The 24,827-nt window shown below is 36.2% G+C and carries 21 protein-coding genes and 1 tRNA gene; 11 read left to right on the forward strand and 11 right to left on the reverse strand.

All coding sequences use genetic code 11. The annotated features are described in order from the left end of the window. Positions 1 to 6: 6 nt before the first annotated feature. From K1I41_RS00875 to K1I41_RS00885, 3 genes are all read right to left on the reverse strand, one after another. The gene (locus K1I41_RS00875; RefSeq protein ID WP_220640808.1) at positions 7 to 1,056 is read right to left on the reverse strand and encodes a cytochrome-c peroxidase; all 1,050 of its coding nucleotides are present in this window, start codon (positions 1,054 to 1,056) and stop codon (positions 7 to 9) included. Between the two features lie 56 nt (positions 1,057 to 1,112). Next, the gene (locus tag K1I41_RS00880; protein WP_220640809.1) at positions 1,113 to 1,940 is read right to left on the reverse strand and encodes an MbnP family protein; all 828 of its coding nucleotides are present in this window, start codon (positions 1,938 to 1,940) and stop codon (positions 1,113 to 1,115) included. A 190-nt stretch (positions 1,941 to 2,130) separates the two neighbouring features. Further along, a complete protein-coding gene (locus tag K1I41_RS00885) occupies positions 2,131 to 2,445 on the reverse strand; it encodes a hypothetical protein (RefSeq protein WP_255566948.1) in 315 nt (104 codons plus the stop codon). A gap of 166 nt (positions 2,446 to 2,611) precedes the next feature. Here K1I41_RS00885 and K1I41_RS00890 point away from each other — a divergent pair, with 166 nt between their 5' ends. Together K1I41_RS00890 and K1I41_RS00895 are read left to right on the forward strand one after the other, a co-directional pair. Next, positions 2,612 to 3,043 carry a DUF4890 domain-containing protein gene (locus tag K1I41_RS00890; RefSeq protein ID WP_220640810.1) on the forward strand — a complete coding sequence of 144 codons (432 nt, stop codon included), beginning with the start codon at positions 2,612 to 2,614 and terminating at the stop codon, positions 3,041 to 3,043. Between the two features lie 81 nt (positions 3,044 to 3,124). Further along, the gene (locus K1I41_RS00895) at positions 3,125 to 3,487 is read left to right on the forward strand and encodes a hypothetical protein (protein ID WP_220640811.1); all 363 of its coding nucleotides are present in this window, start codon (positions 3,125 to 3,127) and stop codon (positions 3,485 to 3,487) included. Positions 3,488 to 3,537: 50 nt separating this feature from the next. Here K1I41_RS00895 and hemL read toward each other — a convergent pair whose 3' ends face one another. Genes hemL through K1I41_RS00910 form a run of 3 tightly spaced genes read right to left on the reverse strand, consistent with a single transcriptional unit; the run spans position 3,538 to position 6,600 of the window. Continuing rightward, positions 3,538 to 4,824 (reverse strand): glutamate-1-semialdehyde 2,1-aminomutase, encoded by a 1,287-nt coding sequence (gene hemL / locus K1I41_RS00900; RefSeq protein ID WP_220640812.1) that lies wholly within the window; start codon positions 4,822 to 4,824, stop codon positions 3,538 to 3,540. A 1-nt stretch (position 4,825) separates the two neighbouring features. Next, entirely contained in the window at positions 4,826 to 5,704 is an 879-nt protein-coding gene (locus K1I41_RS00905) for a glucosaminidase domain-containing protein (protein ID WP_220640813.1), read from the reverse strand. Continuing rightward, positions 5,701 to 6,600 carry a 1-aminocyclopropane-1-carboxylate deaminase/D-cysteine desulfhydrase gene (locus tag K1I41_RS00910; protein WP_220640814.1) on the reverse strand — a complete coding sequence of 300 codons (900 nt, stop codon included), beginning with the start codon at positions 6,598 to 6,600 and terminating at the stop codon, positions 5,701 to 5,703. Before K1I41_RS00910 ends, K1I41_RS00905 begins: the two co-directional genes overlap by 4 nt. A 146-nt stretch (positions 6,601 to 6,746) precedes the next feature. Between K1I41_RS00910 and K1I41_RS00915 the strand changes: the two genes are divergently transcribed. After that, the gene (locus tag K1I41_RS00915; RefSeq protein ID WP_220640815.1) at positions 6,747 to 9,119 is read left to right on the forward strand and encodes a GAF domain-containing protein; all 2,373 of its coding nucleotides are present in this window, start codon (positions 6,747 to 6,749) and stop codon (positions 9,117 to 9,119) included. A 35-nt stretch (positions 9,120 to 9,154) separates the two neighbouring features. Here K1I41_RS00915 and K1I41_RS00920 read toward each other — a convergent pair whose 3' ends face one another. After that, positions 9,155 to 10,339 (reverse strand): Pycsar system effector family protein, encoded by a 1,185-nt coding sequence (locus tag K1I41_RS00920; RefSeq protein ID WP_220640816.1) that lies wholly within the window; start codon positions 10,337 to 10,339, stop codon positions 9,155 to 9,157. Positions 10,340 to 10,366: 27 nt separating this feature from the next. Here K1I41_RS00920 and K1I41_RS00925 point away from each other — a divergent pair, with 27 nt between their 5' ends. Next, positions 10,367 to 14,095: a metallophosphoesterase gene (locus K1I41_RS00925; RefSeq protein ID WP_220640817.1), complete on the forward strand. Its 3,729-nt coding sequence runs from the start codon at positions 10,367 to 10,369 to the stop codon at positions 14,093 to 14,095. Here the strand turns inward: K1I41_RS00925 and K1I41_RS00930 are convergent. Next, positions 14,078 to 14,944 carry a hypothetical protein gene (locus tag K1I41_RS00930; RefSeq protein ID WP_220640818.1) on the reverse strand — a complete coding sequence of 289 codons (867 nt, stop codon included), beginning with the start codon at positions 14,942 to 14,944 and terminating at the stop codon, positions 14,078 to 14,080. The genes K1I41_RS00925 and K1I41_RS00930 overlap by 18 nt on opposite strands. A 219-nt stretch (positions 14,945 to 15,163) precedes the next feature. Here K1I41_RS00930 and K1I41_RS00935 point away from each other — a divergent pair, with 219 nt between their 5' ends. The 4 genes from K1I41_RS00935 (at position 15,164) to K1I41_RS00950 (ending at position 18,823) form a co-directional block, all read left to right on the forward strand. Then, a complete protein-coding gene (locus K1I41_RS00935) occupies positions 15,164 to 15,442 on the forward strand; it encodes a hypothetical protein (RefSeq protein WP_220640819.1) in 279 nt (92 codons plus the stop codon). Between the two features lie 74 nt (positions 15,443 to 15,516). Continuing rightward, the gene (locus K1I41_RS00940; protein WP_220640820.1) at positions 15,517 to 16,611 is read left to right on the forward strand and encodes a DUF748 domain-containing protein; all 1,095 of its coding nucleotides are present in this window, start codon (positions 15,517 to 15,519) and stop codon (positions 16,609 to 16,611) included. A gap of 97 nt (positions 16,612 to 16,708) precedes the next feature. Then, positions 16,709 to 17,707 (forward strand): sodium:calcium antiporter, encoded by a 999-nt coding sequence (locus K1I41_RS00945; protein WP_220640821.1) that lies wholly within the window; start codon positions 16,709 to 16,711, stop codon positions 17,705 to 17,707. Between the two features lie 318 nt (positions 17,708 to 18,025). Further along, a complete protein-coding gene (locus K1I41_RS00950) occupies positions 18,026 to 18,823 on the forward strand; it encodes a TIGR00266 family protein (RefSeq protein ID WP_220640822.1) in 798 nt (265 codons plus the stop codon). A gap of 812 nt (positions 18,824 to 19,635) precedes the next feature. Here K1I41_RS00950 and K1I41_RS00955 read toward each other — a convergent pair. The 3 genes from K1I41_RS00955 to K1I41_RS00965 all read right to left on the reverse strand — a co-directional run bounded on the left by K1I41_RS00955 (position 19,636) and on the right by K1I41_RS00965 (position 22,337). Further along, positions 19,636 to 20,310, reverse strand: a complete 675-nt coding sequence (locus tag K1I41_RS00955; RefSeq protein ID WP_220640823.1) for a response regulator transcription factor — start codon at positions 20,308 to 20,310, stop codon at positions 19,636 to 19,638. Continuing rightward, positions 20,303 to 21,079 (reverse strand): sensor histidine kinase, encoded by a 777-nt coding sequence (locus tag K1I41_RS00960; protein WP_220640824.1) that lies wholly within the window; start codon positions 21,077 to 21,079, stop codon positions 20,303 to 20,305. The genes K1I41_RS00955 and K1I41_RS00960 overlap by 8 nt, the downstream gene beginning before the upstream one ends. Positions 21,080 to 21,722: 643 nt before the next feature. Next, positions 21,723 to 22,337 carry a hypothetical protein gene (locus K1I41_RS00965; RefSeq protein ID WP_220640825.1) on the reverse strand — a complete coding sequence of 205 codons (615 nt, stop codon included), beginning with the start codon at positions 22,335 to 22,337 and terminating at the stop codon, positions 21,723 to 21,725. A 375-nt stretch (positions 22,338 to 22,712) separates the two neighbouring features. On the opposite strand from K1I41_RS00965, the gene K1I41_RS00970 reads away from it, so the two are divergent. The 3 genes from K1I41_RS00970 (at position 22,713) to K1I41_RS00980 (ending at position 24,826) form a co-directional block, all read left to right on the forward strand. After that, a tRNA-Met gene (locus K1I41_RS00970) sits at positions 22,713 to 22,785 on the forward strand. 102 nt (positions 22,786 to 22,887) lie between these two features. Further along, positions 22,888 to 23,691 carry a LytTR family DNA-binding domain-containing protein gene (locus K1I41_RS00975; RefSeq protein ID WP_220640826.1) on the forward strand — a complete coding sequence of 268 codons (804 nt, stop codon included), beginning with the start codon at positions 22,888 to 22,890 and terminating at the stop codon, positions 23,689 to 23,691. Between the two features lie 85 nt (positions 23,692 to 23,776). Continuing rightward, positions 23,777 to 24,826: an alpha/beta hydrolase gene (locus tag K1I41_RS00980; protein WP_220640827.1), complete on the forward strand. Its 1,050-nt coding sequence runs from the start codon at positions 23,777 to 23,779 to the stop codon at positions 24,824 to 24,826. Position 24,827 lies beyond the last annotated feature (1 nt).

A 24,827-nucleotide genomic window follows, 5' to 3' on the forward strand; every position in this document is an offset into this window, starting at 1 on the left:
GATGTACTAGGTTTGATGGTAAAATAGCGGATTTGTTATAAACTCCTCGTCTGTTAGTGTTTTCAGGAAAGCAATAATGGCCTCCTTTTCTTCTTGCGTAAGCGGTATGCCTAAGGTATCGCCATTGTGCAATAAAGGGTCTAAGGTTTCAGAATCTGATACACCAGTAGCATAGAAATTCAATACCGACTCTAACGAGCCAAAACGACCATCGTGCATGTAGGGTGCTGTAAGCGCTACATTACGCAAACTAGGGACTTTAAACTTATACCTGTCTGTAGCAAAACCCGTTACAACTTCGCGCCCCAAATCGTTTAAATTGGGGTTTGGTGGTAAACCATTATTACGAAAGGTATTATCTGTAAATATATCGGTATTGTGGCATGATGCACATTTCTGCTGAAACAAACTCAACCCTTGTGTTTCTTGTGCGGTTAATGTGCCTCCTGTTTCATTACGAATGTATTTATCGTAACGGGAATTGGCAGAAATCATCATCGTCATAAACTGCCCTAATGCTTTAAGTATTTTACCCGATGTAATTTCGGTTCCGTCAAAAGCACGGTCAAACTGTTGTACATAGTCCGCATCTTGTTTTAGTTTTTCGGCAATACTTTCCAATGTTTCATCCATCTCAACGGGGTTGTGTATGGGTACAATGGAGAGCATCTCGATACTGTTGGATGCGCCATCGTAAAAATATTCGGACTGAAATGCCATGTTTTGAACAGCAGGTGCATTACGTGTACCTTCTTGATTGTAAATACCATGGCTAAAGGTATGACCGTGATGGGTAAATGCCGATGATTGTTCGTGGCAAAAAGCACAGGATATTGTATTATCTGCCGAAAGGCGTGCATCGTAAAATAATTTTCTACCCAATTCAAAGCCCGCTTCGGTTGGCGGGTTTAGGGTAATGTCTTGCTCAGGAGCAGGAAAGTTAGCCGGCACGTTAAAATCCATTTTAGTGTCTGGCGTAGCAGTATAATTGGTATCGTTATCACTACAGGACACCAGTAGTAGTGCCGCAAATGCGACGAAGCTAATTTTTTTCATAATGTGTTACAAATTAAAAGCCTACCCGTCTGGGTAGGCTTGGTTATAGCAAAATACTATTCGTGTGTATGCCCAGAGGCATTGTGCACATGGTGTACTGTAAACATTTTTTTAGAGTTTTCGGCAATCTCTATAAGGTGTTCGCCTCCCATAATGTCTGCACTAGTGCCCGCATTATTCATATTGTTATGCAATACTACTTTAGTATCACCATCAAGCAATACATTAACATCTGCCACTAAGTGTATAGAGGGTACTTGGTTTTCTCTTACTCTTGCTGTAGATGGCAAACTCAAAGTAACTTCTCTGTAATTATCCGTTGCCGTATTGCTACCTTGGTGTACCCTAAAAGGGGTTGGTGTTATTACCCCTTGAGCCGTAAATTCGCCCTCAAAAGTAATAAAACGGTAACCTGTACTCCAAGTCCACGTTAGGTTGTTAGCTGCTGCCAAATCCCAAAAACTTTGCTGTGCTGTTTCGCCCTGTAAGTAACGTTGCTGATCTACACCAATACCAAACTTTATAGCAGTATAATCGCCTGCAGGAACATTTTTTAAATGAATTGTATTTAATCCATCTTCTTGGTTAATAATAAAATAACTCTCCTCTTTAGGGTAAACAACCTCTTTACCATCGGCATCAATAAGTATAAAGTTGCTTACTATATAGTTTAAACGATTTATGGTAAGATTTTCTTCATTGGAGTTAGCGTAAGTACTTCCTAACACCAAAGCATCTCCTGCTACGCCATTATCAAAAAAAAGTTCTACCTCGCCAACAGTACCTTCTATTACTTCTTGGTTACTATCGTCGTCACTACTACACGATACGGTAAATAGGGCTATTGCTGACAGTGCAGCATATTTTATATATTGGAATTTCATCTTTGTTTTTATTATAATATTTTTAATTCGTTTTTAAACGCAATTGTTGCGCACACTAGCACAGTATAGTTTATGTACCACTATACTATATATTGATATTTAGGGGGAATGTTTTTTTGATTAGACCATAGCAGTAAGCATCGGAATCGTAGTATTTAGATTCGACACAAAAAGGAATAATCAGGTACGTTTAAGAAATAAAAACTGGAGGATGAAACACCGAAGTAACAACAAGGTGCGAATACAGATTATTGTATAATGTGAATTCTTTATTAGTAATGTTACCCGTATAATTACGGAATGAAAAAGGAACTACAGCTTGGCAAAAAAGTATTTCTCTTTCTTGATGTACTACTTTTTTTTCTGATAATGGTTGTTCGTCTTCAGCAGCTTTGGCAAGCTCTTTCATTAAATGACATTTACCATTACACTGTAACTCTGGCTTTGCTTTGTTCTCACAAAGTTCTTGCGCTATATAATCATAATTAAAAATGTAATCAAACACAGGTAACACTGGTTTTAATAACAGTAAGAGTGCAACTATGAATACAGCTTTTTTCACAGTGCAAAAATACCACATAATTGGGCTTTAAAAAAATATTTATGTGGCAGAATTAAACCTTATGTTTTGTTTACTGTCTTAACAAGTATAAACTTTAAATAATATTACTATGAAGGCGTGGATTTTAGCAGCAGTTATGATACTAGGTTTAACTGCAACAGCACAGAAAAGAGAACATGAAAGAGGAGAACGATTAACTCCTGAACAAAGAGTTGAATTACAAGTAAAGAAATTGACGCTTGAACTTGACCTTAACAAAAAACAGCAGGGTGAAATAAAACAGCTCCTTACAACCAAGAGTATAGAGCGTGAAAAGATGATGGAAAAGCGAAAAGTAGAAAAAGAAGCTGAAGCACAACGTACTAGCGAAGAGCGTTTTGCAATGAGAAGCAAAATGCTTGACGAAAAAATTGCCATGAAAGCTGCTATGAAGAATATTTTAAACGAAGAACAGTTTGAGAAATTTGAAGAATTAGAAAGGGAAAGACAAAAAAAACTAACAAAAAGAGGTAAAAAACTTAAAAAGCACGATAGAGACTAATTTTTTAATGTTAAAGTTTTGTGTAGTTTTAAAATTTAATTAGCTTTGAATTTATAAACACTAAACAAAACTTAGTTTATCATGAAAAAAATAATTGCTATTGTTACCATTATGCTTGCGCTTGGCTATAGTGCCAATGCACAGCAAAGAAATGCTACTACTGCTGTAAAACAGCAAAATGTAGAGAAAGTAGCTATACAAAAAGCTGCTCAAAAAGACCTTAAGGCACTATCAGATTTCGTTCAGTTAGATGATAACCAAAAACAAGCTTTCTTAGGATTATTCGAATATAAGCACCGTGATTTAGCTACACCAAACTTTAGCCAAGAGCGTAAAGACATTCTTGCAGAGGTTATGGAAGCTAAGCTTAATGCAACATTAACAGCAGATCAAGCGGAAAAGCTAAGCAAAAACACTGCACTTTTACAACAGCTTACGCACTAAGAATAGTTTTTGATACATAAAAAAGCTCCCAAATTGGGAGCTTTTTTTATTTATAGTGTTTTAGCTACTTTACCTACGGCTTGTATGGTATAATCGAGATCGTCATACGTAAGGGCATCGGTTATAAACCAAGTTTCGTATGCCGATGGGGCAATGTAAACACCTTCTTCTAAAAGTCCGTGAAAAAACTTTTTAAAGGTTGCATTATCGCCATTAGCAGCCGTTTTAAAATCGGTTACAGGGGTGGCGTCAAAATGCACCGATATCATCGACCCTATTCTGTTTATAGTGTATACTACGTTGGCAGCATTTAGCTTTTCGCGGATTCCTTGCTCCAAATACGCTGTTTTTTGTGCTAGGCGTTCGTATACCGTAATATCGTCGTTAAGGGCTTTAAGCATCTCAAAACCAGCAGCCATTGCTAACGGGTTGCCCGATAGTGTGCCTGCCTGATATACAGAACCCAATGGTGCTAAGTAATCCATAATTTCGTTACGCCCTGCAAAAGCCCCTACAGGCAATCCGCCGCCTATTACTTTACCAAAAGTTACAATATCGGCTTTTACATCAAACAACTCTTGCGTTCCACCTTTTGCCAAGCGAAACCCCGTCATTACCTCATCAAAAATTAATAATGTACCATTGGCATCACAAAGTTGGCGTAATCCTTTTAGGAAGCCTTCGGCAGGCGGAATGCATCCCATATTTCCAGCAACAGGCTCTATAATAATTGCTGCTATACCGTTAGGGTTTGCCTTAAATAGTGCTGCAACATTATCTAAATCATTATAATTAGCCAACAAGGTATCTTGTGCTGTACCTTGTGTAACGCCAGGGCTATTGGGTGTACCAAAAGTAACGGCACCACTACCCGCTTGTATTAAAAACGAATCGGAATGCCCGTGATAGCAACCCGCAAACTTAATTATCTTATCGCGCTTGGTATAGCCTCGCGCTAAGCGTATAGCACTCATACAGGCTTCGGTACCTGAGTTTACAAAACGTATCTTATCTATGTTGGGCACCATATTAACAGCCAGTGCCGCAATTTTAGTTTCTAGTGCTGTTGGTGTACCAAACGATGTTCCTTTTTTAGCACGTTCTATAACGGCATCCACTACAGGCTCGTAGGCATGCCCCAATATCATTGGTCCCCACGAGTTAATATAATCTATTAAGCGGTTATCGTCTTCATCGTACAGGTAAGCCCCTTTGGCTTCTTTTATAAAAACGGGTGTACCTCCTACTGCTTTAAAGGCACGAACGGGCGAGTTTACACCACCTGGTATTACTTTAATTGCTTCGGCAAAAAGTTGGCTGCTTCTTTGGTATAACATTTTACTTTACTTTTAAAATCTGACCTATCGAAAGGGCATTGCTAGTTAGGTTATTCATTTGCTTTAGTTCATCTACGCTAACGTTATGTTTTTTTGATATGGAGTACAACGTGTCGCCTTTTTGTACTTTATACGAATTTCTGGGTACTTTTTCTTCAGTTACTTCTACATCCCCATTATCGTTATCATCATCCTTTCTGGGTTCATGGCGTTTCCCTAAAACCTCAGCATCGTACTGGTCAAGCCCGTAACGTTCTATAATAGATATTAATTTATTTGGGTATTTAGGATCGGTAGCATACCCTGCTGCCTTTAACCCTTTTGCCCATCCCTTATAATCGTCTTTTCGGAGTTTGAATAGCGATGCGTACCTACCTCGTGTAGTTAGGAATAGTGAATGGTCGTTATACGATTCGGCAGGGTCATTGTACTTTCTAAAGCATTCTCCCTTAGCATCGTCGTCATGGTATACGGCTTCGCCCGTCCAACCTTTATGGCATTTAATACCAAAATGGTTATTGGCATTAACACAAAGTGTACCTCTGCCCGCGCCCGACTCTAATATTCCTTGTGCCAACGTTATACTGGCAGGAATACCATGGTTGCGCATATTATCTTTGGCTATATCTTTATAATCGTATATGTACTGTTTTACAACGTCGGCATATACTACTGTTTTGGATGTTGACTCTAGTACTTCTGATTGTTGCTTTTTACGCTCATTTTTATTTTTAGTTACCGATGTGTTGCGTTTAGAAGGTGTTTTGACGTTACGCGTTGTTCGTATTTTAGATTTTCCTCCTTTTTTTCTGCTTGTATATGATGAACCGCAACTAACCAATAAACTTAAAACGGCAAGTGCTAAAATCTTTTTTATCATGTATTCTGGATTTTAATTTGTGGGAGTTTTTTCCTACATAACTCCTTATTCATTCCCGAAATTCCTTGTAATCCTCCTGTATGAATTAGCAGAATAGCCGCATTATCAGGAAAATAATTCTTGTTAATCAAATCTATAACGCCAAAAACCATCTTTCCCGTATAAACAGGATCCAAAGGGATACCTGTTGTATCTAAAAAATCGTTTATAAAACCAATTAGCTCTGCATTTACTTTGGCATAACCGCCAAAATGGTAGTCCTCAATTAACGCCCAGTTATCCTGTTGCGCAAATTTAGCAATATCTGCCGATAATCCTGCATTTTTAAGTGCTGGAAATCCGAGAACTTGCTGGTGCAATTGTGCCGTATTAATAATGCCTGAAATTGTACCTCCCGTACCTACTGCGCACGCTATATGGGTAAACTCAGCATCAGTTTCGGTAAGTATTTCTTCGCAACCTTTTACAGCCAATGCGTTGGTACCACCCTCTGGCACAAGGTAAAAATCTCCAAAAATTGTAGTAAAGGTGTTTATAAATTCAGGACTGGTTTTATCTCGGTAAGCGGTACGTGTTACAAAATGGAACTCCATACCACAGCTTTGGGCAAAACGTAACGTAGGGTTGTTATCTATTTTGCCTTTGAGTTCTTCGCCCCTAATTACTCCAATGGTTTTTATACCGTACTTTTTTCCTGCCGCAGCAGTTGCTGCAATATGGTTGGAGTAAGCACCGCCAAAAGTGAGTAATTGGGTAGCATTTTGTTGCTGTGCCTCAAGTATATTATACTTTAACTTTCTGAATTTATTGCCTGATATATGAGGGTGCAAAAGGTCTTCCCGTTTTATGGTAAGTGTTATATTTCGCGGAAACTTTATAGGTATTAGTTCATTCATTTGCATAGCATTCGCAACAGAGCAAAAGTACATAATATTGATTAAGCTTAAAACAACCTAATATACAATTAGTTAACAATTGTTAAGACATAGTAACAGCAAGCATATTTTTTAGTATTTTTGTAAGTTACTAAGTAGTATTTATTATGAACATTGAGCATTTTGAGAGCAGTCCGTTTGAAGTAAAGATTTCCTTTCATAAAGTGATGGAACAACTTGAGGAGATTGCTGTGTCTGGCAGTAAGCATAAGTCGGACTATGCAAAAGCTCTGTTAGATAGTACAGCGGCTTACCCAGAGTTACGCGAAGGTATTAAAGACCCTAACCAGCTTAATAAGTACGAGGACTTGATAAAAGACTTACTTTCGGATTTATTCCCTACCGCACTTAGTAAAAACGAAATCAAGGCCGTTGCAATTCCTTTTTACAACATTACTTTTAACTATACCAAAAGGTTACAAAGTATTTTAGATGAAGCGGGGACTGATTTTGATATGAGCATTCGTGATTTTAGCGACCATGAGTTTTATGTAATGGCATGTTGCTTAATTTTAAATAACTACTACGGTTACCATTTTGATTTTAGCCGACCTTTGTTTTATGATATACCTGATGCTAGTGGTATTATGAAACATTACCGAATTTTATATAATGCTGATTTTATTGAAATTCTGCCAAAAGACAACCATAACGAAATTACAGAGGACGATATAAAGCTATTGATGGACAACTTTGATAATTTGGAGTTATGGAAAGAAAAATTCCCTGAAGATAGCTGGGTTTTAAAAGGCTTTGGTATTGTATCGCTTTTTGACTCTACTACAGAGAGTGCCATATCCAATTTAAAAACGAGTTTATTAAAACCTGAAGATTTTGATGAAGGTGATAAGTCCAAACAAGAAAACATATTTAGGTCGATTTATAAAATACCCGATTTGCGTATTGGGTTTACAGAAGTCCATTTAGAAGAAAACACTTTTAATTTGCCCCTTTTTGACAAAATAGATAGTTATATTTTAAAAGACAGATCTGAAATTAACTGCAATGATGTGTTTTGCGGACAATCGTTAAAAAAAATCATTGAAGACCACAAATATTTTGTAATATCAGATACCGAAAATTATTGCAAAGCATGTAGCGAAAATCCTGATAACGAATTTGCTCAGCATTTGCTAGATCAAGACATAAAGAGTTGTATACTGGCACCGCTAGTTAAAAACAACAAACTAATTGGTATTATAGAGCTTGTATCATCTCGTGCAGGCGAGCTTAATAGTATTAATGCCAAAAAACTATCGTACATACTACCATTTTTAACGGATAGGATAGAAACATATTACTCTGAAATGCAAAACCAGATTGATGCTATTATCCAAAAGGAATATACAGCCATACACAATAGCGTATATTGGAAGTTCCGTGAAGAGGCATTAAGGCACATTAACGAACCTGAAAACAAAAACTCCGCCTACAAAGAGATTGTTTTTAAAGAAATTTATCCGCTTTATGGGCAGATAGACGTGAAGGGTTCATCTACAGCGCGAAATCAATCTACCGAAGAAGATCTTGTTAAACAAATAGAAAAATTGCTATCACTTTTCCGCTACATTTTCAATCTTGAAAAATTACCACTTATTGAGCAACATATTTATGAGCTCGAAAATATGGAGACTAAGATAAAAACGGAAATGCAAGCTGACTCTGAAGCGGTGATACAAAATTACATCCAAACCGAGATACACCCTATGCTTGAGCATTTTGAATCGGTTAACGAAGATATACACAACCATATTGACAACTACTTTAGAACGCTAGACCATAGAGTAGATATGGTGTACCACAGCAGAAAGAACTTTGATGAAGCACTCTCGATAATTAATAAGCATTTAGCGGAAGTTTTAGACCAAAAGCAAGTTGAGGCACAAAAGTTTTACCCGCATTATTATGAGCGTTTTAAAACCGATGGTGTGGAGCATAATTTGTACATAGGGGCATCTATAGCACCAAAAAACCAATACAGCCCGTTATACCTTAACAATTTACGATTGTGGCAGCTACAGGTAATGTGCGAAATGGAAAATGAGTATTACAAACTCTATCCTGCATTACCCTATCAACTGGATGTAACATCATTAATATTAGTATTTAGTTCGCCTATATCCATACGTTTTAGAATGGACGAAAAGCGTTTTGATGTAGATGGTACGTACAATGCCCGATATGAAGTGGTAAAGAAACGGATTGACAAATCGCATATTAAAGGTACGGACAAACGTATTACCGAGAAAGGTAAAATTACCATTGTGTATTCGCAAAAACAGGAAGAAACAGAGTACCGACGCTACATTCAATTCTTACAGCACAAAAATTTAGTAGATAGTGTTGTAGAACAATTTGATGTAGAAGATTTGCAGGGTGTTACAGGGCTAAAAGCACTGCGTATTGCTATTGTGTACAATACCGAAAGTATGCCCGAAAAAACATATAGTTATGATGATTTGCTGAGAGAATTAAGCTAAAACCGAAACTTAGCTGAATGATTATAACATTTTAACTATATACGGCTAAAGGCATATATAAATGCAATTACCGAAATAATAATACCTATCATAAAAATGTTGTACGTAACTCGGAGCAATTTGTACTTTTTATTAAGCACAAGCCCTAAAAAGTAAAGGTCTTTAATCATCGAATCGTACAAGTACTTTCTATCCTTCATCATCTCATTCATCGCCCAGGTATACTCTCCAAGAGGTACTTTATAAAAATTACCAAAAAACAGCAAATTCACTTTTCGGCTATTAATATCTTGGCGCGTAAACGTACCCTCAGTAACCTTAGGTCGGGTAGACAATATGGCAAATATGATAGATACCACACTAAATAACACTAAAATTAATGTAGGTATAATTAAGTGGGTATTGGTAGGGCTGTCCAACTTTGGTATTAGCGTTGTTAAGGACACCGATATAATAATAGCATTAACCGATATCATTATATTAGCCTTACTATCAGCAATATCACTTAGGCGGGTATGGTTATTAAGGGTTACCCTAAACATAGTATCTATACCCCTATCAGGTCGGGTTAACTTTTCGAGCTTCTTTTTATTTATTTTATTTTTAGAAACCTTTTTTTTACCCGATTTTAATTTTTTTATGGTTTTGTGTAGTCGTGCAATATTTTTATCCTTTTCAGGCTGCATCTCTTTTTTTGCATACGGGCTGTAGTACCTGTGTTTGTAAAGTAAAATATCCCTATTCTCAATAATCCACTCTACATCGGTAAACTCCTTATAGCCATTAAGTCGCCATTCCTCACGCAGTAACTCGGCAAATTTGGCATAACTCTTATCGGCAAAATGAGAATAATCAGCATCCCTAATAATATTCTCAAGAGGCGTTTTAGGCGCAACCTCAACTTTAGTAGCCCGTATAAGGCTAGCTACCAATTCTATTCTATCTTGCGGGTAATTTTGCTCCAATAAAAATTCGCTGGCAATAGTAGCACCAACCTCCTCATGGTTTTCGCGCCCATTTATATACCCCGAATCGTGAAACCAAGCAGCAATAAGTAATGCCTCTTTATCACTTTCATCAACTTTTTCTTCGGTAGCTATTAATGCCGCAGCATTAACAACACGTAAAGTATGATTAAAATTATGGTAAATATAATTAACAGATAGTTTATCTTTGAATAAATTAAATACGTAGTTCTCGGCTTTTTTAACAATAGTCATCCTGCAAAAAATTAATCATACCAAATTATGAAATTCTTTTCGGTTTATAATAGTATCGGATTAAATAAGTACATTATTGTTTTCCTTACTAGTTTTTTACTCCTATCGTGCGCTACAAATCACCCACAATATGGCAAAGACGTAGTCGATAAAAAAAGTGGAAATGATGTTGTTATTGATGCTGAGCTAAACCACCGTATTTATCTAATAGGCGATGCAGGTTATGCCACCAGCAAAAACTCGCAAGCCCTATTAAATGTGGTTACCGATAAACTGAAAAAAGAAGACAAAAACACATCGCTACTGTATCTTGGCGATAACATTTATCCGCTAGGCATGCCCCCCAAACGAAAAAAGAAAAAACGTGAAGCTGCCAAAAAAGGATTGGATCAACAAATAGCACTTGCTAAAGTGTTTGAGGGTAAAACATTTTTTATACCTGGTAACCACGATTGGTACTCGGGTTTGGATGGGCTGGACGAGCAAAACGATTATATTGAGAAAAAGCTAGACGATAACAAATCGTTCCTGCCAGGCAAAGGTTGCGGTATTGATGATTATGAGATTAACGATAATGTAACCCTAGTTACCATAGACAGCCAATGGTATATTGAAGATTGGGACGACTACCCTACTATTAATGACGATTGCGATATAAAAACCCGCGAAGCCATGTTTATTGAGCTAGAGGACTTGCTTAACGACAACCAAAACAAAATAATTGTAATTGCCATACACCACCCTTTAATGACTAATGGTACACATGGTGGGCAATTCTCGCTACACAAACACCTATATCCAACAGAAGCCAAAGTACCACTACCCGTTATAGGTAGTATTATAAACACCATACGAAGAACATCGGGCTACAGCCAACAGGATAGGCAGAGCAAGCTGTACAACAAATTAACGATGCGCATTAAAACACTTATTCGCAGTAAAAATAATGTTATTGTAGTATCGGGGCACGACCATAATTTACAGTATATTGGGTATAACGACATTCATCAAATTATTAGTGGCTCAGGCTCTAAAATAGAGGCAGCACGAGCCATATACCCCAACGATTTTTCGTACGGTGGAACAGGGTATGCTATACTCGATTTGTTTGAAGATGGTAAAGCCAACATAAAATACTTTGCTACCGGTAGCCAAGGCGAAGAACAACTGTACGAAACTAATATTGATTTACGCCCAGACATAGAAATCGAGGACTATCAGGATGAGTTTCCTCAAACCATAGAGGCTGCTATTTACAGCCCTGAAATGACAGATAAAGGGGGCATTTACAAATTTTTCTTTGGTAAACATTATCGTTCCTATTACAGCGAGCTACTCACTGTAAAAACATTAACCATAGATACGTTATTTGGCGGAATGACGCCTGTTAAATCAGGTGGAGGGCATCAGTCAAAATCATTACGTTTGGCAGATAAAAATGGTAAAGAATATGTAATGCGTGGGGTTAAAAAAAGTGCTACACAATTTTTGCAAACAGTGGCCTTTAAAACAAAATACATGGGCGATAACTTTGACAATACATTTGCCGAAAGTTTCTTATTGGATTTTTATACTACAGCGCACCCCTACACTCCGTTTATATTAGGCGATTTAGCCGAAAGCGTAGGCATATACCACACCAACCCAAAACTCTATTTTGTACCCAAGCACGATGCCTTAGGTAAATATAACAACGAGTATGGCGGCGAATTGTATATGATAGAAGAACATCCTGGTAAGGAACATTACGATTTAGCTAGTTTTGGTAAACCCGACGATATTGAGGGTACTGATGATATGCTGGAAGATTTACGAAAAGATGCCAAATACAAAATGGACGAACGCGCCTATATTAGGGCACGATTATTTGATATGCTAATAGGCGATTGGGACAGGCACGACGACCAATGGCGCTGGGCAAAATTTGAAGAAAAAGACTCCGTACTATACAAGCCCATTCCGCGCGACCGCGACCAAGCCTTCTCTATGTACGATGGTGCACTACTATCATTAATCATGAAAATTCCAGCGTTGCGCCACATGCAGAGTTATACAAAAACTATTCAGGACGTAAAATGGTTTAACCGTGAGCCTTATCCGTTAGATTTAGCATTAACAAGCAACTCAGATATAAAGGTATGGCTAGAAGAAGCTGCCTTTTTACAAGAAGCATTAACTGACGAGGCTATAGAGAATGCATTTAGCAAACTCCCAAAAGAGATACAGGACGAAACCGCAGAAACAATAAAAGCCAACCTAAGGCAGCGAAGAACCGATTTAAAAAAATATGCTACTGAATATTATAAGGTATTATTAAAAACAGTAATACTTACAGGTACAGACGATAAAGAAAAGTTTGTAATAACCCGATTGCCAAAAGGAGTAACAAAGATTGAAACCTACAGCCTTAAAAAAGACAAAGAAACATTTATAAGTGAACGTACATACAACAGAAAAACTACCAAAGAAATATGGATATTTGGATTGGATGATGATGATATTTTTGAGATAAAAGGAAAGCCCGAAAAACCTATAAAAATAAGAATACTTGGCGGACAAAACCACGATGAGTATACCATAGAGAATGGTAGAAAAATTAATGTGTACGATTTTAAGAGTAAGAAAAATACGTTTAACATTGATAAACGAACGAGGCTTATACTAACGGACGATTACGAAACGAACAGTTACGATATGCACCGCCCTCATTATAACTCCACCTCAACATTACCTTCTGCTGGGTACAACCCAGACGATGGCGTTAAACTAGGCGTACTCTTTAACTACATAGTAAACAACTTTAACCGAAAACCCTACTCGCAAAAACACAGCGTTAAGGCAGAATACTTTTTTGCAACATCGGGTGTTGCCGCATCCTCACGGAGTGAATTTATTAATATAGCCAGCCGATGGGATTTTGCTGTAGATTTACGTTATACCAGCCCAACCTTTAGCATTAACTACTTTGGTTATGGTAACGAAACAGAAAACAACGACGATGATAGGGGAATGGACTTTAATAGGGTTAAGCTACAAACTTTTAGAGTAGCACCCTCTTTATTTAAACGAAACAGGAATGGTAGTACTATAACCTTCCAACCCGCCTTTGAATCTATTGAAATAGAAAATTCTGGCAACCGATTTATTGATATGGATGGTGTTGTACCCGAGCGTCTTTTTGAACACCGCCAGTACGGTAGTATGAATGCCGAATACAAATACGAAAATTACGACTTGCCTGCATTGCCATCTATGGGGATGAAATTCGCATTATTATTAAACTGGACTACTAGTTTTGATGATCTAAATCGCAACTTTGGTACAATAGAAGGGTTTGTAGATTTTGTACACAAAATAACACCTGATAAAAGGCTTGTTTTTGAATCGAGTGTAAAAGGAAAATTACTTACCAATAATAACTTCGAAATATACCAAGCAGCAACCGTAGGGGGCGATAACGACCTTAGAGGCTACCGCCGTGAGCGTTTTACAGGTAAAAAATCGTTTTACCACAGCTCCGATTTACGCTTTACGCTAAAAAGAGGTAAAAGCAGCTTTGTACCTATTAGTTACGGTATTTTTGGTGGTTTTGATTATGGTCGTGTTTGGATAGACGAACAATCGTCCAACAAATGGCACCAAAGTGTTGGTGGAGGTTTGTGGTTAAATGGTGTAGACAGTGTTACGGCACGAGTGTTTTACTTTCAGGGTGCCGATGGAGGTCGTTTTGCAGTAGGCTTACAGCTTGGACTTTAAGTCGGATATTTTAACCTGATATAAAAAAGCACTATTATTTTTGGGCTTTTCGTCTACCATAAGGAGTGTGTTATCATCTTTAAAGCAAATACCCTCCTTTTGGGAGTAATGCTCTAGTTTGTACTCTTTCATCATATCCTGCGTAAAGCCTTTTTCGGCAAAGCCCTCTATAAGCCATATTTTATCGCCAGATAGTAATACAGCCGTTTTACCATCGGGGCTAATATCAGCTCCCGTTAAAGCACATTTTCGGTATACATCGCAACTGTTTAGTGTAGCTAACAACCTCGCTTTATGCTTTCCTTTTTTATTAGGTACACTGTAAACATTAAAACGACCATCAAAACGGGCACTTCTGTTTTTAGTAAACAAATAAAAGTTTCCGTTTAACTCAAAAAAAGATTCTACATCGTAAAAACGCTTCGATTTTTTAGGTGGAAATTTTTCCTGCTCAGGGTAGTAAAACGATACTTCGTAAGCTACCTTAGCTTCATCATCTTTCAAATCATCCCTGTCAACTCTATATATCACTAAGTCCTCCCTATCGTTCTTATTATTCCCAAAATCACCAATATATAAATTCCCCTCTTTATCAGATGTTATATCTTCCCAATCTACATTATCCGCTTTTTTAATATTAACAGTATGTTTTGTTTCTCCGTTTTCTGCTAAGCCATGTATTTTAGCCTTATTACCGCTATCCTCAATTGCCCAAAGCCATTTGCTTCCATTTACATACTCTATACCCGAAATTTCATCTTTATCTAGCTCGCCAATAATTTTCACATATTTTCCAGTACCAGAGCAAGATAATAATAGGATTAGAAACGGCAACATCAAATTTTTCATAGTATAGTTTTACTTAGTATTTACGTAAGATTAAAAGTACAACAAAAAACAGAGCCTAACAATTAATATAGTTAATACAGCTGTTAATCATGCGTTAAACCTCCTACTATTACCAACAGATATTAGTAATTTTATACTAATTAAATACATTGGCTTCCTACTATCAATAGCGATAAGCCAAAAATTACAAATAATACTAACCATAAAAACAGTACCATTATGAGCATTAATAATGAAAAGAAAATGAAAGAGCACAACAAAGAGCATCAAAACGCTACTGTAGGCAATTCTGAAACGAAAGAGGAAATACCGTACGATGCAGCTGCTCCGTTAAACCCAAAGGAATTGGCAACATTTCCGAAACAGGAAGAAATTGAAGATCCTAATCCAGAGGAAGACCATGAAGCTCATTTAGCGAGCAAAGTAAAATCGCCCGTACGGAATGGACGTAACATTACCAATACAGGTACAATGCCTGATGAAAATGGTTTCCTGTAAAACAAAGCACAGCAGATACGTTAAAAAAGGAGTTTTATACTCCTTTTTTCGAATACTAAAGTAATACAAATGGTATGAAGAAATTTAAAAAGCTATGGATTACACTCGGGTCGATAATAGTACTACTAATAATCGCAAATTTTGCCCTAGAACCTGTTGCCTTACACTATGTAAACAAAGCACTCGCTAATATTGAGGGGTATAAAGGAAGTGTAAAAGATATTGATATTCACCTGTATCGTGGTGCATACCGTATAGATTCGTTAGAAATAAAAAAGATCGAAAAAGATGGCACAGAGCCATTTGTGGCTGCCGATGCTATTGATATCTCGATACAATGGAAATCGTTGTTTAAAGGGGCTATTACTGGCGAATTTTATGTAGAGCACCCTGTACTCAACTTTATTAAACGAGGCGATGCCGTAGATACTGGTGGCGATAACGATTTTATACAAACCATAAAAGATTTATCTCCTGTAACCATAAATAGGTTTGAAATAACTAATGGCGAGGTACACTATATTGATTATGGTGCTAGCCCCAATATAGATATTGCTGCAACCAATGTAAACGCCGTAGCTACAAATTTAACCAATGTATTACGTAAAGACGATCCGTTACCATCAGACATTACCCTTACCGCAATTACAAGCGGTAACGGGCGCATAGATAGCAGCGCAAAGATAAATTTGTTAAAGGAAGTGCCTGATTTTGATTTCAACTTTAAGTTGGAACAAATGAATCTTACCTACTTAAAAGATTTTACCGATGCCTATGCTAAGTTTACCTTTAAAAAAGGTACACTAGCCATAACATCGGAACTAGCTATGAACAATGGTAAATACGATGGTTACCTAAAACCTGTTATGGATGATATTAGGATTATTGACCTTACACCAGATACTGAGAGAGAAAAAGAACGTGGCTTTTTTAAAAAGGTATGGGAACTTATTGTGGGGGGAACTGTTGCGGTAGTTAAAAATAAAAGCAAAGACCGACTAGCTACCAAAGTACCCTTAAAAGGAAATTTAAAGGAAGGTGAGCCTTTTACGTGGACCTTAATTGTAAATGTTTTGCGTAACGGTTTTATAAAAGCCTTTGATAAAAATTTGGATAACTCCATTAGCTTTGATGATGTAGCAGGCGAAGAAGAATCTAAAAAAGAGTAAGTAATACAAACTGTATCCTTTTTTTAAGATTACTTTAGTTTTACATAAATTTACTGTTTAGCTGTAATAGCTAAAATAATTAACCAATATTCAACCAATGCTTTTAACCGTTTTAGGCTTTACGTGTTGCGCCATAATAATATTTTTTGCAGGTAAAAAACTTTCTCACTACGGCGATTTATTGGCAGATATGACGGGTATGGGCAAAGCTTTAATAGGGCTTATTTTAATGTCTACCGTTACCTCGTTACCCGAATTAATGGTTGGCGTAAGCTCTGTAGCCATACTACAATCAGCCGATTTTGCCGTGGGTGGCATACTAGGTAGTTGTGCCTTTAATTTGGGTATACTCTCGCTTATGGAGTTTTATATGAGTAAAAATAAACCGTTGTTCTCGCAAATGTCGCAAAGCCACATACTGGCAGCAGCATTTAGTATAATATTGTTAGCATTAACGGGTTTAGGTTTGTTTATGGACAGCAGCATGGTATTTATGCCAACAATAGGTTTAACCAGTATAGGCTTTGCTGTATTGTACATACTCTCCATGCGGTCTATTTATTATTATCAAAAATCCAATCCCGCAGTAGTTGCAGAAGCTGAAAGTATAACGTTGGAAGGTATAACCCTAAAAAAAGTAGGGCTACGTTATGCAATGTATGCTGTTATCATTATTGTTACCGCTATAGCACTACCCTACTTTGCCGAAAATATTGCTGCCGAAACAGGCTTAGGCGAATCGTTTGTAGGTACCCTATTTTTAGCAGTTTCCACATCATTGCCCGAAATAGCAGTTTCTATCGCTGCAGTACGCATTGGCGCTGCCGATATGGCTATGGGTAACCTATTGGGGAGCAACATCTTTAATATATTTATATTATTCTTAGATGATATTATGTACACCAAAGGGTTATTATTAAAAGATGCCTCTGATAGCAACCAAATTTCAGTATTTATGGTGCTCATAATGACAGGAGTTGCACTTACAGGGCTAATATTCCCATTTCAACAAAAACGAACCATTATGGCGTGGGATACCCTAGCCATATTTTTGTTGTATGTACTTAATGTTGTGTTACTCTATAAATTTTCTTAATCCTCTTTTCTCTCCAAAATCAGCTTCCATCATAAACAAGTCATCCTAACTTTGTCCTGCCTTTATTTCGTCGGAAATACGTATGGAATCTTTTGCAAGATTCATGTATACTGGTTTGGAGTTAAAGATTTTTATTTACCTCGAAGAACCAATCAAACCCTTCTCAGTTATTTGCTGAGCAAACAAAAAGTTAGCTACAAATAAGAACAATAGCGTAAAACCAATTTTTCTTTTCGTAAAATGTATTTATTTTAGTGTTGTAACAAAAATAATGGTTAATAGTCTAATTAATAATCACAACAATCAAAATTATATACTATGACATCACACGAAATAGATTACGAAATATTTGGCGAAGAAATGCAATACGTAGAAATAGAGCTCGACCCACAAGAGGCTGTAGTAGCCGAAGCAGGTAGCTTTATGATGATGGATACAGGCATAAAAATGGAAACAATTTTTGGCGATGGCTCCAACCAAAACCAAGGCGTTATGGGCAAATTATTCTCGGCAGGTAAACGATTGCTTACAGGAGAAAGCCTTTTTATGACGGTGTTTTTAAACCAGTTTCATGGTAAACGTAAAGTGAGCTTTGCCTCGCCCTATCCTGGCAAAATAATACCTATAGACCTTACCGAATATGGCGGGCGTTTTATTTGCCAAAAAGATGCCTTTTTATGCGCTGCCAAAGGTGTAACAGTAGGCATTGAGTTTTCCAGAAAATTAGGTCGTGGGCTGTTTGGTGGCGAAGGCTTTATTATGCAAAAATTAGAGGGCGACGGTATGGCTTTTGTACACGCAGGCGGTACGCTAGCACGCAAAGAACTAGCAGTAGGCGAAGTACTTAAAGTGGATACGGGTTGTATTGTAGGCTTTACTAAAGATGTAGATTATGATGTAGAGTTTGTAGGTGGCATAAAAAACACACTATTTGGTGGCGAGGGATTATTTTATGCTTCATTGCGTGGTCCGGGTGTAGTATACATACAATCGTTACCCTTTAGCAGGCTTGCAGGCAGAGTACTATCGTCTGCCCCACAAGGTGGCGGGAATCAAAAAGGCGAAGGCAGTATATTGGGTGGTTTAGGTAATCTGCTAGACGGCGATAACCGATAAGAAAATAATATATTTTATACAAAAGAGCAGGCGCCAATTGCCTGCTCTTTTTATATACATACAACTTGTATTAAAATTTTCTTGAAATCTATTTATTGACTTTCGTCAAGTAAATGCCGTAAAAGCGTGTATAATTTTGTCGCAATCAAACATCAATAAAATGAAACACGTTATTTTAATTGCATTTTTCATGCTAAACGCTGTTTGTTTTAGCCAAATAGAGGTAACATGAGGTAAAGAAAATGTTTTTGTAAGGGAGCATAATAGGCTTATTAACCAAGTGAACCAGATGGACTTTTCCCCAGACTTTGGGTATAAATTTCAGTTTTAAAATATAGGTAATTAATACGAAGATTTGGTTTATAAATATTCTGGCATAGCAATAAATTAACTTTTAGAATAAATGCAATTGCTAACATCTAAGTATAGATGAAATCAAAACAGCGAGCCCTAAGGCTCGCTGCTTCTACACATCTAAAAAAAAATTTGAATAAAATACGTCTAGCAATTAATAATTGGTCGGATTCGCCGGGGGGCAAAAAACTTTTATATTTTTTCCTGTTTTTGTAAAGAAGTAGGCGGGTCCCTATTAGTAATTCAAAATTAATAACGTTCGGGTGGCTATAAAGGCGAATTACATTCCCGCCAGGCTTCTTTTTCAGGATTAATTTGTCAGTAATGATGTATTTGTTGCTCTTATTCTGATACAAATTTGGGGAAATAATAAAGTGTACCACAGGTAGAAATTACCTGTTTTAATACAACAGGTAGTTTTACAGAAGTGTAAAAAAGATGGTAAAAGCCGTAACAGACTAAATAAGAGGAAGTTCTTCGGCTTTTATTATTCCTTGTTGTATGGCATAAATTACTAAGCCTGCTATATTTTTTGCTCCTGTTTTAACAAATAGATTGTTTTTATGCCCTTCGGCAGTGCGCTGCGCAATAAATAGTAGCTCGCCTATTTCTTTGGCTGTTTTTTGTTGGCAAATAAGGCGCAATACATCTATTTCTCTTTCAGATAATCCTGCATCATCGTTTAACACTGGTTTTGGTGTTTTTACCGCTATTTGCTCCCTGAGCGTTTCGAGTTGCTCTTCCTTAAAGTAATACCCTTGTTTATGCACCGCGCGTATTACTGCAACTAACTCTAATGGAGATATTCCTTTTGGTAAAAAGGCTGCTACACCTGTTTTTACCATAAAGCCCATAAACGATTTTTGGTAATGCGACGATACTACTATTATTTTTATGTTAGGATGGTTTACTTTAAGATGCTCGGTAACCGCTATACCATCCATGCCCTCCATTTTTAAATCGAGCAGTAATATTTCAGGTTCGTTAGGTTCAGCAGCAAGTTTATTTAATAATTCATGTCCGCTATTGGCCGTAAACAAAACCTCTATATCCGTTTCGTTTTTAAAAAACGATTCTAATAAACTAACTATCAAGGCATCGTCGTCTGTAATTCCTAATATAATTCTATCCATTAGTAGTAGTGGTTTGTGGCACTGGTGCTACCAGTACTGTTGTAGTACCAACCCCTATAGTAGAGTTTACGGTGTACTTCGCATTTAAATATTGCATTCGTAGCTCTAGGCTGCTTAGTCCCAACCCTTTTGTTAGTATAGTAGTGTCAAAACCAGCCCCATTATCCTTAACTAAAAGTGCTATGCAATTGGGTGTGTAACGCAAATGTACTTTTACCGCTGTAGCGTTGGCATGTTTATTAATATTAGTAATAAGTTCCTGCACTATACGTACCATTTGTATTTTGGTGTTCGGTGGTAATGCATCCTCTGTTCTGATATCGCTAAAATAATCAATTTTAAGATTCTCTTTCCAAGGATTAATAAGTTCTGCAACAAGGTCTTGCAGCGCGGTATGCTCTAACAATGGCGGGGTAAGATCGTGCGATATTCTTCTGGCTTCGGCAATACCCTCGCCCAGCATTTCATCTATAGCGGTAATTGGTACGCCTGTTTGGCTTTTTAGCCGTATTACTGTTAGTTTACCTATAAGGCTATCGTGCAAATCAGACGCTATGCGCATGCGCTCTTTTTCTTGTGCTTTCAGGTTGGTTTCAAGCAGTTTTTTTTGGTATTCTAATTGTAATCTGGCTTCACGGAGGTTGGCTTCCGTCATGCGCTTGTAACCTGCGTGCATTATTTTTATTACGAATATTAGTATAGTAAACACAAGTACGAGTGCAATTGCAATCCATAACGCTATTACTTTCGGATCCTGCCATTTTTCCATATTTCAACAATTAAAAAACCATAAAATAATAGTAATAGAATTATATTCCCCAGCCAAAAATAAAACTTTATACCTGTGCTTTCATTCAATAAAAAATTAACAGGTAAAAATATTACCATACTTAGAGTAAAAAAAAATAATATTGCTATATTTAATTTAAAATTATCCCATCTTGACTCTTTATAAACGCTCATTTTTTCGTACAAAAATGTAAGCGATAATAGTATGATAATAAAATTATCTACCACCTTAGAATAGGGCTGATAAGACTTAGCATCGATACCCGATATAGTATGCATCAATAACTCCCAAACAATATATATAACGCCTAATACGGTAATAATTAACATCGGTGTATGTTTTTTATTAAACATACACCGATAATAAATGTAAGCTATAGCGAGTAGTTCGAAAAGACTGTAAAGGATAAACATTATAAGGTTATTGCCTAAGCTAAACTTTAAAAACCTACTCATTATATCTGAAATGAACATCAAAAAAAGATAGATAAGTAATCCTTTGTGTAGTTTATCCAATCTTTTATAATAAACTACACCAAGAGTTACACCTATCATAAGGAATATAGGTGATAACTTAGGCAAATAACCTATAACCTCGAAAAACTCCATTGAGTTTATTGCTTTTATAGCGTTAATAGATAAAAACTTGAAAGTGCTGCTGAAGCCGAAAATGGAGGTACTGGTTCTGCAAGATCCTCATAAAAAACCCTTGTTTCTTCTTTATTAGTTACAATTAAATCGGCAATAAAATGAGCTAATGGATCTATAGGATCTTTTCTGAGCGCCATATTTATCTCTGTATCTTTAACCTGAAAATCGTCTCTACCAATTCGGAAAGCTCTAAAAATACCATCTACAGTATTAATTTGTTGTGGTATCCATTGTTCATAATGGTCATTCCATCTCTTAATTCTTTCAACAGCTTCTCGGTCTGGTAAAGTACCATTACCAACATTCCACATGGGGTAAGAAATATAAGTAAAATCCTGAAAATCCAGATCATGTGCCACCTTATCATAGTCGGCAGGAATAATTAAAAAAACTAACATATCATGATGTATTGCAGGATAAATATGAATATTAACAGATGCCTGTGCATATTTGGGTATACTGTATGAGAAGCTGTTGCCTTGTCTGAAATAATTAACAACTGTTGTTGCATCTGTGCTAACGTTTTTCCATTGATGAATTGCTGTAATAATTTCTTGTCTAGTCAAAGTTAATACTGGATTGGTCATAATTAATAAGTGGTTAGATTAATAAATGTAAGTGTTATTACTTTAGGATAAACAAATATAAGAAGGTATTAATGAATACCTTTTATTTATATTTATATTATAGCTAAAGTAAAAAACATTTATTTTAATTGAAATACTATGCCGAAAAGATATTTAAATGTTAATAGAAAAAACATACAAGATAATTTTGAAATGTGAGCACTGTAAAGTGTGATATTATTCTGTTTTGAGAAGAATGCCTTTGAGGTATTGTAAAACAATGGGTTAACCATTTCTTAGTATAAGCATAGTATACTCTTATACTGAATACCATATATTTTATTGTAAAATTGCTTGTGGTTGTAAATAATGGTTGTATATTTGCACTCGAAACATCGCGGGATAGAGCAGTAGGTAGCTCGTCGGGCTCATAACCCGAAGGTCACAGGTTCGAGTCCTGTTCCCGCTACTAAAAAAACTCCTAGAATTACTATTAATTCTGGGAGTTTTTCTTTTATTGCCTTATCTTAGACTATTATTGATCTGAAAATAATAATTTGCTATTGTTTTGATGTTAAAAAAACTAGGACTCGAATTTATTATAACCATCTTTCTAGCCATTTTTCTGCACAGCTTGATTGATATTGAAGTTTTCTCGATATCGAATTGGCGAAGAGATAACGTAGTAAATCTTTTACACCTTTGGCTAACAATGCTTAGTGGCTATTATATTTATAACAAAATACTGCAATGGAGCTTTAAGCAATGGGATATTAGTTCAGCTAAAAAATTGATAACCTTACTACTCGGTATTTCTGTATTAATAACGCTATACGTTATTGTAACAGATGTATTATTTTACAAGTTATACTATGATATTACTTCGTTAAAAAAAGAAACTACTTTTTTTGAATTTGATTTACCCATAACAATTGTAGTACTAACCTTTGGAGGGTTGTTGTTTTTTCAGCGATATTATAATAAACCTATTCCAAAAACAGGCAGTAATACTACAGTAGATGAGAATATAATAAGAATAAAAGCCCATAAAGGAAAAGGCACTGCTATTATTGACATAGAAGAGGTAAGTATTTTTTACATAAATAATGGAATTGTTTGGTTACAAACATTAAATGGTGAAAAATACCATACGGATTATACACTAACAGCATTACTTGAAATAGTAGATAGTAACTATTTTTTTAGGTTAAACAGGCAAGCAATAGTACAGAAAAAAGCCATTAAAGAATTTAGGAAATTAGAATTCCAAAAACTAGAAGTAATATTAAATCAAAAAGTCAATTACAATACCTCTTTAATAGTATCTAAGTATACTGCACCTACATTTAAAAAATGGCTGACCAATTCGGGTTAATATTCAAGCACATTCAGCAAAAAAGCTAGAAAAAATAAGCCTTCAGTAGAAAAATCATTGTTGTTTTGCAAAAAACATAAAAGTAATGAAACACTCACAAGCAGCACTCCTTTTAATACTTACTTTGATACTAACACTGTACCCATTTACCGAACCTCAAGCTCAAAATGTAAAAGATTTTTTTTATGCAGAACCTGAAACTAAAAATCTACCCGTTTTTGTACGAGGAAATTTAGAAGCCAAGAAAATTTTATTGTTCATTCAGGGTGGAGGTGCCGAACGCGGAATTGATTTTGGTCGTTCCGATTATCCATTTTGGAAAAATACACTTGAAAAAGAAGTAGCTATAGCCTATTTTGACCAAAGGGGGTTAAATAGAAGCCTAAAAAAGATTGATACGCTAAAAATAAACCCTACTCAGGTAACAAAAGATATTATTACAATAGCTAAAACATTACACAAAAAATATAATGCAGCTATATATCTGTTCGGACATAGTAATGGCGGACAAGATGTTTTGGATTGTTTGGCTAAATTCCCAGACGAAACATCTTTTATAAAAGCAGGTATAGCCTTTAACCCTCCTATTACTACCGATTTTTCACCTGAAAGGTACAAATACTACAGACCTTTGTATCTAAAAAATTTAGCCCAAGAATTTATTGCTCAAAAAAAAGATACTGTATATTGGAAACAGGCTTTGGAGTGGATAACTGAAAAGGATTCGTTGTACGACAGAGAAACAATTATGCAATGGAAAAAATATACCAATAATGCCTATAAATCAGTAGAGCGAAAAATATCGGTTGGTATGGCGCTTAAAGTTATTTTTTCACGACCGTATAACCCTATTAAATACTTAAACAACAAACCCAGTAAATATATAAGTAATAAACTATGGGAGTTTAACAAAAATTTAAATCGCTGGGCATACTTACCCAATATAAAACACCGTTTGTTGCTTATTACAGGACGTTATGATAATATTGCTGTTCCAGAAGAATTAGAAGAAGCACATAAGCTCATACCAAACTCAGAATTAATAATAATACCTAATAGTAAGCACTGGACTTTGCTCGACCAACCACAGCAATTTAACAATGCTGTACTCAACTTTTTAAAAAATACAGATTAAA

The sequence above is a fragment of the Flavobacterium litorale genome (assembly GCF_019613795.1).
GTDB classification, from domain to species: Bacteria; Bacteroidota; Bacteroidia; order Flavobacteriales; family Flavobacteriaceae; genus Flavobacterium; species Flavobacterium litorale.